The organism is Pantoea dispersa, assembly GCF_035783935.1.
GTDB lineage: Bacteria > Pseudomonadota > Gammaproteobacteria > Enterobacterales > Enterobacteriaceae > Pantoea > Pantoea dispersa_C.
This window is the reverse complement of the sequence record NZ_JALKOV010000001.1, coordinates 913,918-930,249: the sequence shown is the minus strand read 5'-3', so window position 1 is coordinate 930,249 and position 16,332 is coordinate 913,918. Positions and strand designations below refer to the sequence as shown.

The window sequence follows — 16,332 nt, the reverse complement described above, 5'->3', positions numbered from 1 at the left end:
GCGGTCGCGATGATTAAGAATTGTGCGACCGACGTTAATCGACGTGCGGATTCTAGCACGTCTGTATCAAATGGGGTAAATCGCGCCGCGTTTTCCGCTAGCACGGTAGCATTCAACGCTCGCGCCGCCACGCCTCGGCGGTTAACGCTTCGCCAAAATGGCTGGCGATCAGCCGTTTGGTTAAGTCGTGCAGCGGCGAGGCCAGCACGTCAGCAGTGCCGCCGCGCTCCACCACTTCGCCCTGATGCATCACCAGCACCTGGTCGCTGATGTGCTTCATCATGCCGAGATGCTGAGTGACATAAATATAGGCGATGCCGTGTTTCTCCTGCAGCTCCAGCATCAGGTTCACCAGCTGCGAACGCATGGTCATGTCCAGCGAGGCGAGGGCTTCATCGGCGACAATCACCTTCGGCTGCAGAATCAGCGCGCGCGCCAGCGCCAGACGCTGCTTCTGGCCGGGTGCCAGCATGTGCGGATAATAGCCGGCGTGATCGCGCAGCAGCCCGACCTGGCGCAGCGTGGCGATGATGCGCTTTTCGCGCGCCTCATCATCAAGATCGGTATTCAGCCGCAGCGGAAAGTCGAGAATCTGGCTCACGCGCTGGCGCGGATTGAGCGAGGTCGACGGATCCTGAAAAATCATGCGAATCCGCTGGCTGCGGTAACCGTAATCGCCGTAGCTAAGCGGGTGATCGTCAATCAGCATCTCGCCTTCGCTCGGTGCCACCATGCCGCTCAGCATCTTCGCCAGCGTGGATTTGCCGGAGCCGTTCTCGCCAATAATGGCCAGCGTCTGCTTTTCACGCAGGGTAAAACTGACGTTTTTCACCGCTTCCACATGCTGACGCCGAAACAGTCCGGTGCGATAGCGGTAGGTTTTGCTCAGGTTGCGCACCTCCAATAAGGTTTCCATTACTGGCTCTCCATATTCAGCGGGAAGTGGCAGGCATAAAGATGGGCTTTGCTGCCGCTCAGGCGCGGTGTTTCAATGCACTTTCGCTGCGCGTAAGGGCAGCGCGGGCCAAGCCGGCAGCCAATCGGCAGATGTTCCAGCGACGGAATCGCGCCGGACAGCGTATTCAGGCGGCTTTTATGCGGCAGCGCACGGCCGAAATCGGGCATCGCGCGGATCAGCGCCTGGGTATACGGATGGTGCGGCGTCTCCATCAGATCGTCACTCTGCGCGGTTTCCACCGTTTGTCCGCAGTACATCACGTTGATGCGGTCCGCCCACTGGCTCATGGTGCGCAGGTCGTGGCTGATCAGCAAAATCGTGGTGTTGTTATTCTGATTGAGGCGGCTCAGCAGGCGGAAAATCTGCGCCTGGGTGGTCGGCTCCATGGCGTTAGTCGGCTCATCGGCAATCAGCAGGCGCGGCTGGTTGGCCAGCGCGATGGCGATCATCACTTTCTGACATTCGCCCTCGGTCAGCTCATACGGGAAGCTGCGCATGATGTCTTTGTGATCTTTAATGCCGACGCGGTGCAGCAGCTCAATGGCGCGCTCTTTGCGCCAGAACCACAGGCGCTGATACCAGCGCCCTTTAAAGGTCCAGCGCGGAATCGCCTGCATCAGCTGGCGGCCCACGCTCTCCGACGGGTCGAGACAGGATTGCGGCTCCTGAAAAATCATCGAGACATTATGGCCCACGATGCGCCGCCGCTCGCGCGGCGACAGGCGCAGCAGATCGATATCATTAAACACCATGCGGTCGGCGGTGACACGCCAGTTGTCTTTGGTCACGCCGCAGATGGCTTTGGCCACCAGACTTTTCCCCGAGCCGGATTCGCCCACCAGGCCGCGCACTTCGCCTTCGTTCAGCGTCAGATTGATACGATCGACCGCCTTCACCGGACCTTCTGCGGTCATGAATTCAATGGTGAGATTTCGGATGTCGAGTAACGGCATTATTCCACTCCCGCAGCGACAGCGCGACGGATGCCATCGCCCAGCAGGTTAACAATCAGTACGCTTACCATCAGCGCGGCCCCCGGCAGCATCACCGTCCACGGCGCTACGTAAATCAGCTCCAGCGCGTCACCCAGCATCGCGCCCCATTCCGGCGAGGGCAGCTGCGCGCCGAGATCGAGGAAACCGAGCGCGGCGATATCCAGAATCGCCATCGACAGCGAGCGGGTAAACTCACTCACCAGCAGCGGCAGGATGTTGGGCAACACCGCATTCCACAGAATATTCAGGTTGCGCGCGCCATCCAGCCGCAGCGCCACCACATACTCTTTTTCCATCTCGTCATGCACTGCGGTGTAGATTTCGCGCACCAGACGCGGGATCAGCGCCAGCAGTACCGCCAGCATCGCATGCTCCAGTCGCGGTCCGAGAAAGGCCACCACAATAATCGCCAGCAGCAGAGAGGGAATTGACAGCAGCGTGTCCAGCACGTGATTCATCACCGCCGAGCGCAAACCGTGGGTCACACCCGCCAGCACCCCCAGCAGCATGGCGCAGATTGCCGCCAGCACCGTAACCAGCAGCGCAGAGCCAACCGTCGGCGCTACACCGCTCAGCAAGCGGCTTAGCACATCGCGGCCCAGATCGTCGGTGCCGAGAAAGAAGGAGACATCGCCGTAGCGCGACCACGACGGCGGCAACAGCTGATAACCGAGAAACTGCTGGTCGATGCCGTAAGGGGACAGCAGGCCGCCAAACAGACACAGAAACAGCAGCATGCCGAAGCCGTACAGGCCAATCATGGCGCTGGTATCGCGGTAGAAACGCTGCCAGCTGAGGCGAAACGCGCTCGGCAGCCGCTTCTCGGCGTAGATGTTATCTGAGGGCATACCACTCCTTGTGTTTCAGCGGATTGAGCGCCGCACCGATAATATCCGACAGTACGCTGACCAGAATCACCAGCCCGCCAACCACCATCACGCCTGCGGAGATCGCCGCATAATCCTGCTGACGGATGGCGTTGATCAGCCAGCGTCCCAGTCCGGGCCAGTTGAACACCACTTCGGTGATCATCGCCAGCGTCAGCATGGTAGAGAACTGCAGGCCCAAACGCGGGATCACCGGCGGCAGCGCGTTGTGCAACACGTGACGGCGAATCACGGTGAAGCGCGACAGTCCGCGCGTCGCTGCCGCCTTGACATAGTTTTTGTCCATTACGTCGCTGGTACTGTTGCGCAGCAGGCGAATCACTTCGGTGGTCGGCGCCACGGCCAGCACGATCACCGGCAGAATCAGGTGCGTCAGCGCGCTGACCAGCATCTCGTGCCGCCACGGTGAAGGGCTGAGCCAGGCGTCAATCAGGGCAAAACCGGTAATGTTCTGTACCGGATACAGCAGATCGAAACGACCGGAAACCGGCAGCCAGCCGAGCGTTAGCGAGAACAGCAGGGTAAACAGCAGCGCCAGCCAGAACACCGGCATCGAGAAACCGAGCAGCGCCAGCGCGCTGATGGCTTTATCCTGCCATTTATTGCGCATTACGCCGGCGCAGATGCCGAGCGGAATACCGATCAGCAGCGCCAGCATAAATGCCAGCACGCACAGTTCGAGCGTGGCGGGAAACACCTCGCGCAATTGCAGATCAATCGCCTGACCGTTGGTGCTGGAGACGCCAAAATCAAACTGCAGCAGGCCTTTGAACCAGAACCACCAGGCATCGAACAGCGAGGCACCTTCCAGCGGTGCGTTGGGCGTAAAATAGCTTAGGCTGAAGCTTACCAGTGAGAGTAAGAACAGGGTGATGATCAGCAACAGCAGGCGACGTAACAGATAGATGATCATGCTTACTCCTCGCCGTGCTCATCGCGGTAAACCCCGGCGAACGAGGCGTTACCAAATGGACTCAGCACCAGGCCTTTAATATCGTGGCGATAGGCCTGCAGGCGCAGCGACGACGCCAGCGGCAGCACCGGCAGCTCCTGCGCCAGCAGTTGTTGGGCGCGATCGTAGCTGTCGATACGCGCCGACAGCTGCTGCGACAGCAGCGCGCGCTGCAGCGCCTCATCGAACGCCGGTGAACACCAGTGCGCGTAGTTGGTCTGCGAACGAATCGCCGCGCAGCTCAGTAACGGGCGGAAGAAGCTGTCCGGATCGTTACTGTCGGTAGCCCAGCCGGTGAGGGTCAAATCATGATTCATGGCCATCAGTTGCGCTTCCTGAAAACGCCCCTCGACCGGGGCGATGGTGACGCGCACGCCCACCTGCGCCAGATCCGCCTGCAGCAGCTCAGCGGTTTTCAGCGGGCTGGGGTTCCACGACATTGAGGTGGTCGGCACCACCATACGCAGATGCAAATCCTCAATGCCCAGCGCTTTTAACGCTTCGCGCGCTTTGGCCGGATTGTATTCGGTCACGCGCGCATCATTGTCGTAGGCCCATGAGGCGCGCGGCAGAATCGACGCCGCGGTTTCCGCCGTGCCGTAATAGATAGATTCCATCAGACGTTCGTTGTTGATCGCCAGCGCCAGCGCGTGGCGCACTTCCGGACGGTCGAGCGGCGGTTTGCGGGTGTTGAACGCCAGATAGGCAATGTTCATGCCGGGACGCAGCGTCATGCGCAGGCGCGGATCGTCTCGCAGGATCGACAGCTGACTGGCGGCCGGATAGGCCAGCACGTCGCATTCGCCGGTCAGCAATTTCGACAGGCGGCCAGTGCCGCCCACGCCGAGGTCGATCACTACCTGTTGCAGACGCGGCACGCCTTTCCAGTAGTGCGGATTGCGCGCCAGGCGCAGATATTGTCCGGTGCGGTACTCACTCAGCTGGAACGGGCCGGTGCCTACCGGCTGACGATCCAGCTGTTCCTGCTGGCCTGCCGCGCTCAGCTGGCTGGCGTACTCCTGCGACAGCACCGGCGCGTAGTGGGTGGCAATATGCCACAGGAACGAGGCGTCAGGGCTGTTGAGGCGGATCTCTACCGTGTCGTTATCCAGCTTCTTCACGCTCTGCACCGAGTCGGCAAACTGCAGGCTGTCGAAGTAGGGATAGCTGCCGCCGTTGACGTTATGCCACGGATGCTGGCGATCAAACATGCGGGCAAAACTGAAGACCACATCGTCGGCGTTCATTTTGCGCGTCGGCGTAAACCAGTTGGTGTGCTGGAACGAAACATCTTTGCGCAAGTGGAAGCGGTACGTTGCGCCGTTATCGCGCACTTCCCAGCTCTGCGCCAGATCGGGGATCAGGCGATAGGTATAAGGATCGACGTCCAGCAGGCGGTCATACAGCTGTGCCGCCAGCGTATCGACCACCAGCCCGCTGCTGACCATCTGCGGGTTGAAGGTGTTGACGGTGCCGTTCACGCAATAGACAAAGCCGCTGTGGCGGATGGAATCCGTCGGTGCGGCGAGCGCAGAGGCACTCAGAACGCTGAGACCAAGCAGCAGCGCGGGGAATATTTTTGGCATAGAACTCAACGATTCTCGGGCAATAGCAAGAGTGTATCGCAAAGCATGCGCACTCCCCAAATTCGCCGCGCATCTGCCTCTTTTTTACCCAGCCTGAGGCGGCGGTAAGCACAGAGTTAGTGTGGAGATGAGAAAAATTCTCAATTAGCACTTTACAGATGATAATAAGAATGATTATTATTCTTCCGCACTTCGACGGTGGCTCTACCGAAGAAGGGCACGACATTGCTCACATTGCTTCCAGTATTACGTTGCCCGCACCTCGTGTTGCGGGCTTTTTTTTGTGCTGGCCAGGCTGAACACACGCTTTGTGCGCCGGTATTTGGCGAACCTGCGCGACACGCGTAGCATAACGCCATGAATTCCCGGGCGGATAAGCCAATGCTAATCAAAACTTTCGATGGTCATAACGATCTGCTGCTCAATCTGTGGCTGCATCATCGCGACGATCCCGCCGCTGCCTTCTTCAACGGCATTGAAAACGGCCACCTTGATTTTTCGCGCATGCAGCAGGGCGGGTTTGCTGGCGGACTGTTCGCGCTGTTTGTGCCGCCGCAGCGCTACGTCAGCGAAGTGGCGCCGCAGCGGGCCGCAGAAGCGTGGCAGCCGCTGGCGATCCTGTGGCAGCAGCTGGAGATTCTGAAAACGCTGGTGGCACGTTCTGACGGCCGGGCGCGCCTGTGCCTCAGCAGCGCCGATATCGCCGCCTGCCGGCGCGACGGCGTGCTGGCGATGGTGGCGCACATTGAGGGCGCGGATGGCTTTGACGGCGACGGCGCCGACCTTGCCGCCTTCTGGCAGGCGGGCGTGCGCAGCATCGGTCCGTTCTGGAACCTGGAAAATCGCTTTGGCGCTGGCGTTACCGGCGCGTTTCCCGGTTCGCCGGACAGCGGTCCGGGGCTGACCGCTGACGGCGAGCGCCTGATCGCGCTGGCGAATCAGCAGCGCATGATGATCGACGTGTCGCACATGAATGAAAAAGCATTCTGGGACACGGCCCGGCTCTCATCCGCGCCGCTGGTTGCCAGCCATTCCAATGCGCACGCGCTGTGCCCACAGCCGCGCAACCTTACTGACGACCAGCTGCGGGCGATTCGTGACAGCGGCGGCCTGGTCGGTATCAATTTTGGTAACGCCTTTCTGCGCGCCGACGGTAAGCGCGACGATGACGGCGGCTTGATCGAAATTGTTAAACACTGTGAGCATCTGATGACTATCATGGGAAGCGAACATGTTGCGCTGGGGTCGGATTTTGACGGCATCAGCGTGCCCGCCGAGCTGAAAGATGTTACCGGTTTGCCGCGTCTGTATGCGCTGATGCGCAGTCTCAACTATGATCAGGCATTGCTGGAACAACTTGCCTGGGGCAACTGGCAGCGGGTATTGCAACGTATCTGGCACGCGTAAGCGCATTTCCTTACGCAATCAGGGTTGATAAGATCGCTACATTGGCGCAACATCGCCCCGCGTTATCCATTGCTGGCGGAAGCCTTGCTTCTGTCGCAATGTTTTTTAGCAGAGCCTGCTCTGCGTTTTAAGACTATGAGGAAGAATATTATGTGGAAAAAGCCTGAGTTTGTTGACCTGCGTCTGGGCCTGGAAGTGACGCTGTACATCTCCAACCGCTAAGACGTCCTGCCCGCCGTTCGTGCGGGCATTTTCTTTTCCTGCTTCGGTCCTTCACATGTTTATTAAAGTCCTCGGTTCGGCGGCTGGCGGTGGCTTCCCGCAGTGGAACTGTAACTGCGCCAACTGCAGCGGTCTGCGTAACGGCATGCTCCAGGCGCAGGCGCGCACTCAATCCTCGATTATTGTCAGTGATAACGGTAGCGACTGGGTGCTGTGCAACGCCTCGCCGGACATCAGTCAGCAAATCGCCCGCACGCCGGAACTGGTGAAACACGGTGTGCTGCGCGGTACGGCGATTGGCAGCATCATTTTGACCGACAGTCAGATCGACCACACCACCGGCCTGCTGAGCCTGCGTGAAGGCTGCCCGCATCAGGTATGGTGCACGCCGGAAGTGCATGCCGATCTCACCAGCGGTTTCCCGATTTTCACTATGCTGCAGCACTGGAACGGTGGCCTGCAGCATCGCGCGCTGACGCCGCTTGAGCCGTTCCGCGTTGACGTCTGCGCCAGTCTGCAATTCACCGCTATCCCGATTCTCAGCAATGCGCCACCGTATTCGCCGTATCGCGATCGTCCGCTGCCGGGTCACAACGTGGCGCTGTTTATCGAAAACACCGCCAGCGGCCAGACGCTGCTGTATGCGCCGGGCCTCGGCGAACCGGATGCGGTGATTGTGCCGTGGCTGCAAAAAGCCGACTGTCTGCTGATCGACGGCACCGTGTGGCAGGACGATGAGCTGCTGACCACCGGCGTCGGCAAAAATACCGGCAAAGCGATGGGCCATCTGGCACTGGCGGAAGAGCAGGGGCTGATGGCGCTGCTGGCTGCGCTGCCGGCCAGACGCAAAATTCTGATTCACATTAACAACACCAATCCGATTCTCAACGAGCATTCGCCGCAGCGCCAGTTCCTGACGCAGCAGGGCATTGAAGTGAGCTGGGACGGCATGGCGATCCATTTGCAGGAGTCCGCATCGTGATCATTACCGAGGCGTTGTCACCCGAAGCCTTTGAACAGGCGCTGCGTGCCAAAGGCGCGTATTACCATATTCATCATCCTTACCATATCGCGATGCACAATGGCACCGCGACGCGCGAGCAGATTCAGGGCTGGGTGGCGAACCGTTTTTACTATCAGACCAATATTCCGCTGAAAGATGCGGCGATCATGGCCAACTGCCCGGATCCGGCGACGCGCCGTAAATGGGTACAGCGTATCCTCGATCACGACGGCCGTAACGGTGAGGAAGGCGGCATTGAAGCCTGGCTGCAGCTGGGAGAAGCGGTTGGTCTCGATCGCCAGGTGCTGCTGTCAGAGAAGCTGGTGCTGCCGGGCGTACGGTTTGCCGTTGACGCTTACGTCAATTTTGCGCGCCGCGCCAACTGGCAGGAAGCGGCGTGCAGTTCGCTCACCGAGCTGTTTGCCCCACAAATCCATCAGTCGCGCCTCGACAGCTGGCCGCAGCATTATCCGTGGATCAAAGAGGAAGGGTACTTCTACTTCCGCAGCCGCCTGAGTCAGGCAAACCGCGATGTCGAGCACGGCCTGGCGCTGGCGCTGGAAGTCTTTACCCGCGCAGAGCAGCAGAACCGCATGCTGGAGATTCTGCAGTTTAAACTCGATATTCTCTGGACCATGCTGGATGCCATGACCATGGCATACGCGCTGCAGCGTCCGCCGTACCACACGGTGACCGATCAGGTCGCCTGGCACAGTACAAGACTGGTGTAATCACATGAAAGATTCTCTGATTCCGGCGTTTCGCCGCGGCTATCGTCTGCAGTGGGAAGCGGCGCAGGACAGCCACGTGGTGCTTTACCCGGAAGGGATGGCGAAGCTGAATGAAACCGCTGCCGCCATTCTGGAACTGGTGACCGGTAAGCAGGATGTGGCGGCCATTATTGCCACGCTCAATGCGCGTTTCCCGGAAGCGGGCGGCGTCGACGATGACGTCAAAGATTTCCTGCAATCGGCCATTGAACAGAAGTGGATCCAGTGCCGTGAACCCGAATAAACCTGGCGTGAATGCGCCGCTGTGGCTACTGGCGGAACTGACTTATCGCTGCCCGCTGCAGTGTCCTTACTGCTCGAACCCGCTGGATTTTTCTCAGCAGGAACAGGAGCTGAGCACCGAACAGTGGATTGAGGTGTTCCGCCAGGCGCGCGCCATGGGCAGCGTGCAGCTGGGCTTTTCCGGTGGCGAACCGCTGACGCGCAAAGACCTGCCGGAGCTGATTCGCGCCGCGCGCGATCTGGGCTTTTACACCAACCTGATCACCTCCGGTATCGGCCTGACAGAGAAAAAGCTCGACGCTTTCGCCGAAGCCGGGCTGGATCACATCCAGATCAGTTTCCAGGCGAGCGATGAAACGCTGAATGCCGCGCTGGCCGGTTCGCAAAAGGCGTTTCAGCAGAAGCTGGCGATGGCGAAAGCGGTGAAAAAGCACGGCTACCCGATGGTGCTGAACTTCGTGCTGCATCGCCATAACATCGATCAGATCGATAAAATCATCGATCTGTGTATTGAGCTGGAAGCGGACGATGTCGAGCTGGCCACCTGCCAGTTCTACGGCTGGGCGCATCTTAACCGCCAGGGGCTGCTGCCAACCCGCGAGCAGATTGCCCGCGCCGAAGCGGTGGTTGCACGCTACCGTGAGCGCATGGGCAGCAGCGGTAATCTCACCAATCTGCTGTTCGTTACGCCGGATTACTACGAAGAGCGGCCCAAACCCTGTATGGGCGGCTGGGGATCGATATTTCTCAGCGTGACGCCGGAAGGCACGGCGTTACCCTGTCACAGTGCGCGCCAGCTGCCGGTGCAGTTCCCTTCAGTGCTGGAGCAGAGCCTGGAGGAAATCTGGTACAACTCGTTTGGCTTCAATCGCTACCGTGGCTTCGACTGGATGCCAGAGCCGTGCCGCTCCTGCGATGAGAAAGAGAAAGATTTCGGCGGTTGCCGCTGCCAGGCCTACATGCTGACCGGCGATGCCGACAATACCGATCCGGTGTGCAGCAAGTCGCCGCATCACGGAAAAATTCTTGAGGCTCGCCGTGAAGCCAGCTGCAGCGATATCAAAATCGCCCAGCTGCAGTTCCGCAACCGCAGCAACTCTGAACTGATTTTTAAACAGCGGGTCACCTGATGCCCGTGCGCAGCCTGACGCTGGCCAACGGCCTGCGCTGTCATCTGTCTCATCAGCCCGACGCGCGGGAAAGCGCGGCGCTGGTGCGGGTCGACGCGGGCAGTCTGCACGAGCCCGACCGCTGGCCCGGCCTGGCGCATCTGCTGGAACACCTGCTGTTTTGCGACAGCGCGGAGTGTAGCGGCGATGCGCGCCTGATGCCGTGGCTGCAGCAACAGGGCGGTCAGGTGAATGCCACCACGCAGCTCAGCCGCAGCGCCTGGTTCTTTCAGCTGCCGGCGCAGGCACTGGCGGCGGGCGTGGCAAAGCTGGCGGACATGCTGGCTGCTCCTTTGCTGACTGGTGCGGCGATTGCGCAGGAAGTGGCGGTCATTGATGCCGAATATCAGCTGCTGCAACACCATGCTGAAACGCTGAGTGAGGCGGCGCTGCTCGATGCCGGCGGTGGCGCATTACGCCGCTTTCGCGTCGGGAGCGCAGAGCATTTCGGTGACAACGTCACGCAGTTACAGCAGGCGCTGCGGACTTTTCATCAGCAGCATTTCGTCGCCGCCAACCAGCAGCTGTGGCTGAGCGGACCGCATTCCCTAGATGAATTACAGCAGCTGGCCGAAGCGTTTGCCGCTCGTCAGTCAACCGGCGCGGTGCTCTCCGCACTGCCATCGATTACCGCACTCGCGCGTGCCGACACGCTCATCCAGCTTCCCGGTGAAGAGGCATTCTGGCTTAGCCTGTTAATACCCGGCAAAGAAGCCGCATTGCGTGACAACGTCACCTTACTGGAAGCATTTTGGCTGGATGAAGCGCCTGGCAGCCTGCTGGCGCAGCTGCGCAGCGAGCAACTGTGCGCATCGCTGCAGTGTGAATGGCTGTGGCAGAGTGCGGAGCACAGCTGGCTGGCGCTGCGCTTCAGCGCGCCGAAGCTGTCGCCGCAGGCAGCACAACGCATTGAACAGCTGTTCTGGCAGCATCTGAATGCGCTGCGCGCTGCCACGCCAGCACAGCATCGCCACTATTTGCATCTGACACAGCAGGATTTCGCCGCGCTGTCGCCGCTGACGCAGCTGCGCGGACGGGCGCTGGGATCGGCACCGTCAGCTGACGTTCCCGCCGGTTTCACCGGCTTCATTGCCGCGCTGCCACAGGCACCCTGCACGCGGCTGCTGACCCAGCGCCGGGTGACCGCACAACCTGATTTAACACAGGGTTTTTTACTGCAGCGTGCGCCATGGCCGCAAACAAAACCCGCGCCAGCCGCGCCGGTGAGCTGGGCGTTTTATCCCCGTCCAGCCGGTGCGCATCTGCCTGCGTTGCCGGCGAACGGCCCGTCATTACCGCGGGTGACGCCGGTGCAGGCGCGGGAAACGCTACTGGTGCGCCCGGCGTTTTATCACACCCTGAGCGATGAAGCGGCGCTAAGCTGGCAGCAGCAGCTGCGCCCACGTCTGGCCGCGCTGCGCCATGCCGGCGGCAGCGGAAACTGGCAGCTGCAGCAGGGCGTGTGGCAGCTGGTGATTGAGCTGCCTGTCACCGCAACCCAGGCGCTACGCGAGCTGCCAGAGGTGCTGGCGGCACTCAACGCACCGGTGGTGCCGCAACCGCACCGTGCTGCACAAACTATTGCGATTCGTCAGTTGCTGGAAGCGCTACCGCAGCAGTTGCTGCCACCCGCTGCGCATCCCGGGTGGCAGGCCGTCTGGTGCGGCAACAGTGAGAACGCCAGCCGGTACGCCGCGCACTGGCTGAGCGGTCTGGTCCGGCAGCAGAACGCGCAATCGCGCGCGCCTGCGCTACAACGCGGCGTCACTGCGCTGCGCTGCGCGGCGAACGATCAGGCGCTGCTGCTGTTTATTCCCTTGCCCGACGCCGACAACGCCAGCCTTGCGGCGCTGCGCGCGCTGGCGCTGCTGTTCGAACCGCGTTTCTTTCAGCGGCTGCGGGTCGAGCAACAGATTGGCTATGTGGTGTCGGCGCGCTATCAGCGCGTAGCAGATGTGGATGGGCTGCAGCTGGCGCTGCAATCACCGTCTACTGGCTGGCGCACGCTGCTGCAACACTGTAAAACGTTTCTGCGTGACATGGTGAGTGAGCTCGCCGCCCTCAACGATGAAACGCTGCAGGGCTGGCAGTCAACACTGCTGACGCAGTGCCAGCCACAGCAAAACGCCGATGCCGCCAGCGAGGCATTGCGGCAGCAACAGGGGCTGCCGGTGCTCACGCCAGAAGCGGTCGCCGCGCTCACGTTACCGCAGTTACAGCAACTGCATCAGCGCCTGCTGCGCCAGCGTCGCCGCTGGCGCTTGCTGATTAATCAATGTGAATAATCTTTCCCTCGCTACAGTCAGTCCACTCCCGCCGGCATAAAGACAAAAGTTTACACAGCAGGACTTGGTGTTTCTGCTGCTTTTGCATAAACTGCCCGCACTTTTCTCTGAGGCTGTGGCATGACGATATCGCCCCAACGCGCAAAATGGATTCTGGCACTGGTTTGTCTGGTGCTGGCATTTTGTCTCGTCCAGCGCAGCTTCAATCTGCCAACTCAGCCGGTGGTAAGCGTCTCTGCACACAGTGCCGCCGCGGATGACGGTGCCAGCAGTGATAAACCCTGCGCGCTGGGGGCAAAGTCACTCAGCGGCAGCGCGCCGCTGCTGGATACCGCACTGCCGTTCCTCGTCCTGCTGCTGGCGTTGATCGCCACGCTATTCCAGACGTCGTCTGTCACTTTCTGGCGGCGTGAACCGCTGCGGGTGCCGCTGCGACGGCGCCATCTCACGCTTTGCGTTTTCCGCGAATAACACCACGCATTCCACCGCGTAACCCCTGTTATTCACCGGAGAAACTATCATGACATTCCTGATCAGGAGCCTGCTGCTCCTGCTGGCGAGCTGCGCATTGACCGTGCAGGCCGCCGATACCGGCTGGCTGCGCTCTGCGCAAAACAGCCACGCCGAAGTGCGCCTGCGCGCCGCGCCGCAGGGCGACAACCTGCAGCTACTGCTGGATATTCGTCTGCAGCCGGGCTGGAAAACCTACTGGCGCACGCCGGGTGAAGGCGGCGTCGCGCCGGAAATCCGCTGGGAAACGCCGGATATTAACGCCCGCTGGTCGTGGCCAGCGCCAGCGCGCTTTGACGTCAGCGGCCTCACCACGCAGGGCTACAAAGGCAACGTCACGCTGCCCATCGTGCTTGAACCTGCGCCACAGGGCACGCTGGCTGGCACCCTGACGCTGTCCACCTGTAGCGACGTCTGCATTCTGACGGACTTTCCGTTCCAGCTCGATCTCTCGAAGCCCGCCAGTCCGGCTTTTGCGCGTGACTTCGCCCAGGCGATGGGGCAGATCCCGGCTGACAGCGGGCTGACCGATCAGCTTGATGCCAGCTTCGTCGATGGCGTCCTGCAAATCCGGGCGCAGCGTCAGCAGGGCTGGCAGCAGCCCGAGCTGTTCTTTGATTATCCGCAGGGCAGCATGCTGGCGGCGCCGCAGATTAGCGTGCAGGGCGAAACGCTCACCGCGCGGGTGGCGGTGACCGACGAATGGGGCGAGGCCGCGCCGGACCTGCGCGGTAAAGCGCTGTCGCTGGTGGTTGCCGACGCCGGTATCGCTCAGCAAAGCCAGCTGACTATTGGTCAGCAGCCGCTGTTTTCTGCCGCTGACGGCAACGCCACGCTGTGGTCGGTGCTGCTGCTGGCGCTGCTCGGCGGGCTGATTCTTAATCTGATGCCGTGCGTGCTGCCTGTGCTGGCGATCCAACTGAGCAGCCTGGTGCAGCAGCAGGGACAAACGCGACGCCAGACGCGCCAGCAGTTTCTCGCGTCCAGCGCCGGAATTGTGTTCTCTTTCCTGCTGCTGTCATTGCTGATGACGGTGCTACGCCTCAGCGGCCAGGCGCTGGGCTGGGGCATTCAGTTTCAGAGCAGCGGCTTTCTGCTGCTGATGGTGCTGGTGATGTTCCTGTTCAGCGCCAGTCTGTTCGATCTGCTGCATTTCCGCCTGCCTTCCGGCCTGACTACCCGGCTGGCCACCCACGGCGGCAGCGGCCTGGCCGGACACTTCGGCCAGGGGGCCTTTGCCACGCTGCTGGCGACGCCGTGTAGCGCACCGTTTCTCGGCACCGCCGTGGCCTATGCGCTGACTGCGCCGCTGCCGCAGCTGTGGCTGCTGTTTGTTGCGCTCGGCGTCGGTATGAGTCTGCCGTGGCTGCTGGTTGCCGCGCTGCCGGGCATGGCGCGTTGCCTGCCGCGCCCGGGGCGCTGGATGCTGCATCTGCGCACGCTGCTGGGGCTGCTGATGCTGCTGGCAACGCTGTGGCTGGTGACGCTGCTGATTCCGCACTGGGGCAGCACCGTCGCCATGCTGCTGGCGGCCATCCTGCTGCTGGTGCTCATCGGCTGGCTGATCGCACGCCGCGCGCTGCCGCAGGCAGGACTGGTGTTCATCATCGTGACGCTGGCCGGCGCGCTGTTACTGCTGACGCGCCTCTCCCCGGAAGAAGAGTCGCTGGTGTGGCAACCGCTGACCGAAGCCGCCATCAATCAGGCACTGGAGCAGGATAAGCGCGTATTCGTCGATGTCACCGCTGACTGGTGCATTACCTGCAAAGTGAACAAATCGCGGGTGCTGAAGCAGCCCGACGTGCGCGCCGCCCTCGGCGCAGAGGATGTGGTGCTGCTGCGCGGTGACTGGACGCAGCCGGATCCGGCCATCGGCGAGTTCCTGCGCCGCCGCGATCGTGTAGCAATTCCCTTTAACCAGATTTACGGCCCGGCACTGCCGCACGGCCAGATTTTATCGCCGTTGTTAAGTCGTGATGCGGTGATTTCCACACTCTCTGAGGCAAAAAAATGATGAAAAAATCCCTGTTACTTTCGCTGATGTTGCTGGCTGCGCCTGCACTGGCCACCACGCCGTTTACACCGGAACAGGAAGCGCGTATCAAACAGCTGATTCGCGAAACGCTGGTGCAAAATCCGGCGATTCTGGCCGAAGCCGCCGACGCATTTGATAAAGAAGCCGCGCGCCAGCAGCAAAACGTGGTGGCGCAGATGGTAGAGAAAAACCGCGCCGCGCTGTTTGACGATGCGGGTTCTCCGCGTATGGGCGCGGCAAAACCGGCACTGACGCTGGTCTATTTCACTGATTACAACTGCGTGTTTTGCAAAAAGTTTGAGGCGGATATCGAAAAACTGCTGCACAACTATCCGCAGGTGGCCGTGGTGCTGAAACCGCTGCCGTACCGCGCGGAAAGCTCACTCAGTTCGGCGCGCCTGGCACTGACGGTGTGGGAGCAGCAGCCGAAAAACTTTCTTAAGCTGCATGAACGGCTGATGGCGAAGAAAGGGAATCATGATGAAGCCAGCATCGCTGCTGCGCTGGAAAAAAGTGGCATCAGCCTGCCGGCGCCGAGCACGGCCAGCCTCGACACCATTAACCTCAATCTGACGCTGGCGCAGCAGCTCGGTGTGCAGGGCACACCTGCCACACTGGTGGGCAATCAGCTGATCAGCGGTGCCGTACCTTATGCGCAGCTGGAGGCGGCGGTGAAAGGTGCGCTGCAGGCTCAGCCATGAGCCGGCTACGCCGCTGGCTGCGCGAAGGCGTGCTGTTGTTGCTGATGGCGGCGGCGCTGCTGCTGGCCATGGACTGGCTGCGTGCGCCGCAGCTGCCTGCGGATGTGGCCTTGCAGCCGCTCAGCGCGCTGCAGGGTGAGGTGAATCTGGCGACGCTGAGCCAGCAGCAGCCGGTGCTGGTTTACGTCTGGGCCAGCTGGTGCGGCGTGTGCAAACTCACCACACCGACGGTGGCCGCGCTCAGTCAGCATGGCACGCAGGTGGTCAGCGTGGCTCTGCGATCCGGCAGTGATGCGCGCGTCGCCACCTGGCTGGATAAAAAAGGGCTGCAGGGTCTCGCCGTCAATGACGAAAGCGGGGCGCTGGGACAGCGCTGGCAAATCAGCGCTACGCCGACGTTCATCGTGCTGCATCAGGGCAAGGTGGTGAGCACCAGCAGCGGCTGGACCAGCAGCTGGGGGCTGAAGCTGCGTCTGTGGTGGGCGACGCACGTTGCCTGATTAAATCAGAAAAGATTAACCGGCGCGTTAAATAACCGCAGCGGAAATAACAACTCGCTGCGGTTATTTTTTTTTCGTTATTTAATCCGCAGGTATAATATTTCAGGTG

16 protein-coding genes are annotated in these 16,332 nt (G+C 61.0%); 11 read left to right on the top strand and 5 right to left on the bottom strand.

Annotated elements, in window-relative coordinates:
• Positions 1–112: 112 nt before the first annotated feature.
• The 5 genes from sapF to sapA are packed head-to-tail and all read right to left on the bottom strand — an operon-like array spanning position 113 to position 5,378.
• Positions 113–916 (bottom strand): putrescine export ABC transporter ATP-binding protein SapF, encoded by an 804-nt coding sequence (gene sapF / locus MXF20_RS04525; RefSeq protein ID WP_058758607.1) that lies wholly within the window; start codon positions 914–916, stop codon positions 113–115.
• Positions 916–1,911 (bottom strand): putrescine export ABC transporter ATP-binding protein SapD, encoded by a 996-nt coding sequence (gene sapD / locus MXF20_RS04520; protein WP_325967846.1) that lies wholly within the window; start codon positions 1,909–1,911, stop codon positions 916–918. The genes sapF and sapD overlap by 1 nt, the downstream gene beginning before the upstream one ends.
• Complete coding sequence (gene sapC / locus MXF20_RS04515) at positions 1,911–2,801, bottom strand: putrescine export ABC transporter permease SapC (protein ID WP_325967845.1); 891 nt, start codon at positions 2,799–2,801, stop codon at positions 1,911–1,913. The genes sapD and sapC overlap by 1 nt, the downstream gene beginning before the upstream one ends.
• Positions 2,788–3,753, bottom strand: coding sequence for a putrescine export ABC transporter permease SapB (sapB, locus tag MXF20_RS04510; RefSeq protein WP_325967843.1), 966 nt, complete (start codon positions 3,751–3,753; stop codon positions 2,788–2,790). The genes sapC and sapB overlap by 14 nt, the downstream gene beginning before the upstream one ends.
• Positions 3,754–3,755: 2 nt before the next feature.
• Entirely contained in the window at positions 3,756–5,378 is a 1,623-nt protein-coding gene (gene sapA / locus MXF20_RS04505; protein ID WP_325967842.1) for an ABC transporter substrate-binding protein SapA, read from the bottom strand.
• Between the two features lie 387 nt (positions 5,379–5,765).
• Between sapA and MXF20_RS04500 the strand changes: the two genes are divergently transcribed.
• The 11 genes from MXF20_RS04500 (at position 5,766) to MXF20_RS04450 (ending at position 16,223) form a co-directional block, all read left to right on the top strand.
• On the top strand, positions 5,766–6,785 hold the full coding sequence (locus tag MXF20_RS04500; protein ID WP_325967961.1) for a dipeptidase: 1,020 nt from the start codon (positions 5,766–5,768) through the stop codon (positions 6,783–6,785).
• Between the two features lie 150 nt (positions 6,786–6,935).
• Entirely contained in the window at positions 6,936–7,007 is a 72-nt protein-coding gene (pqqA, locus tag MXF20_RS04495; RefSeq protein ID WP_010617686.1) for a pyrroloquinoline quinone precursor peptide PqqA, read from the top strand.
• A gap of 55 nt (positions 7,008–7,062) precedes the next feature.
• A complete protein-coding gene (gene pqqB / locus MXF20_RS04490; protein ID WP_325967841.1) occupies positions 7,063–7,989 on the top strand; it encodes a pyrroloquinoline quinone biosynthesis protein PqqB in 927 nt (308 codons plus the stop codon).
• On the top strand, positions 7,986–8,741 hold the full coding sequence (pqqC, locus tag MXF20_RS04485) for a pyrroloquinoline-quinone synthase PqqC (protein ID WP_325967840.1): 756 nt from the start codon (positions 7,986–7,988) through the stop codon (positions 8,739–8,741). The genes pqqB and pqqC overlap by 4 nt, the downstream gene beginning before the upstream one ends.
• A gap of 4 nt (positions 8,742–8,745) precedes the next feature.
• Complete coding sequence (gene pqqD, locus MXF20_RS04480) at positions 8,746–9,024, top strand: pyrroloquinoline quinone biosynthesis peptide chaperone PqqD (protein WP_325967839.1); 279 nt, start codon at positions 8,746–8,748, stop codon at positions 9,022–9,024.
• The gene (gene pqqE / locus MXF20_RS04475; RefSeq protein ID WP_325967838.1) at positions 9,011–10,153 is read left to right on the top strand and encodes a pyrroloquinoline quinone biosynthesis protein PqqE; all 1,143 of its coding nucleotides are present in this window, start codon (positions 9,011–9,013) and stop codon (positions 10,151–10,153) included. The genes pqqD and pqqE overlap by 14 nt, the downstream gene beginning before the upstream one ends.
• Complete coding sequence (gene pqqF, locus MXF20_RS04470; protein WP_325967837.1) at positions 10,153–12,477, top strand: pyrroloquinoline quinone biosynthesis protein PqqF; 2,325 nt, start codon at positions 10,153–10,155, stop codon at positions 12,475–12,477. The genes pqqE and pqqF overlap by 1 nt, the downstream gene beginning before the upstream one ends.
• A gap of 120 nt (positions 12,478–12,597) precedes the next feature.
• Positions 12,598–12,948: a hypothetical protein gene (locus MXF20_RS04465; RefSeq protein ID WP_325967836.1), complete on the top strand. Its 351-nt coding sequence runs from the start codon at positions 12,598–12,600 to the stop codon at positions 12,946–12,948.
• A gap of 49 nt (positions 12,949–12,997) precedes the next feature.
• A complete protein-coding gene (locus tag MXF20_RS04460) occupies positions 12,998–15,001 on the top strand; it encodes a protein-disulfide reductase DsbD family protein (RefSeq protein ID WP_325967835.1) in 2,004 nt (667 codons plus the stop codon).
• Positions 15,001–15,723 carry a DsbA family protein gene (locus MXF20_RS04455; RefSeq protein ID WP_325967960.1) on the top strand — a complete coding sequence of 241 codons (723 nt, stop codon included), beginning with the start codon at positions 15,001–15,003 and terminating at the stop codon, positions 15,721–15,723. The genes MXF20_RS04460 and MXF20_RS04455 overlap by 1 nt, the downstream gene beginning before the upstream one ends.
• Positions 15,720–16,223: a thioredoxin domain-containing protein gene (locus tag MXF20_RS04450; RefSeq protein WP_325967834.1), complete on the top strand. Its 504-nt coding sequence runs from the start codon at positions 15,720–15,722 to the stop codon at positions 16,221–16,223. Before MXF20_RS04455 ends, MXF20_RS04450 begins: the two co-directional genes overlap by 4 nt.
• Positions 16,224–16,332: the final 109 nt, after the last annotated feature.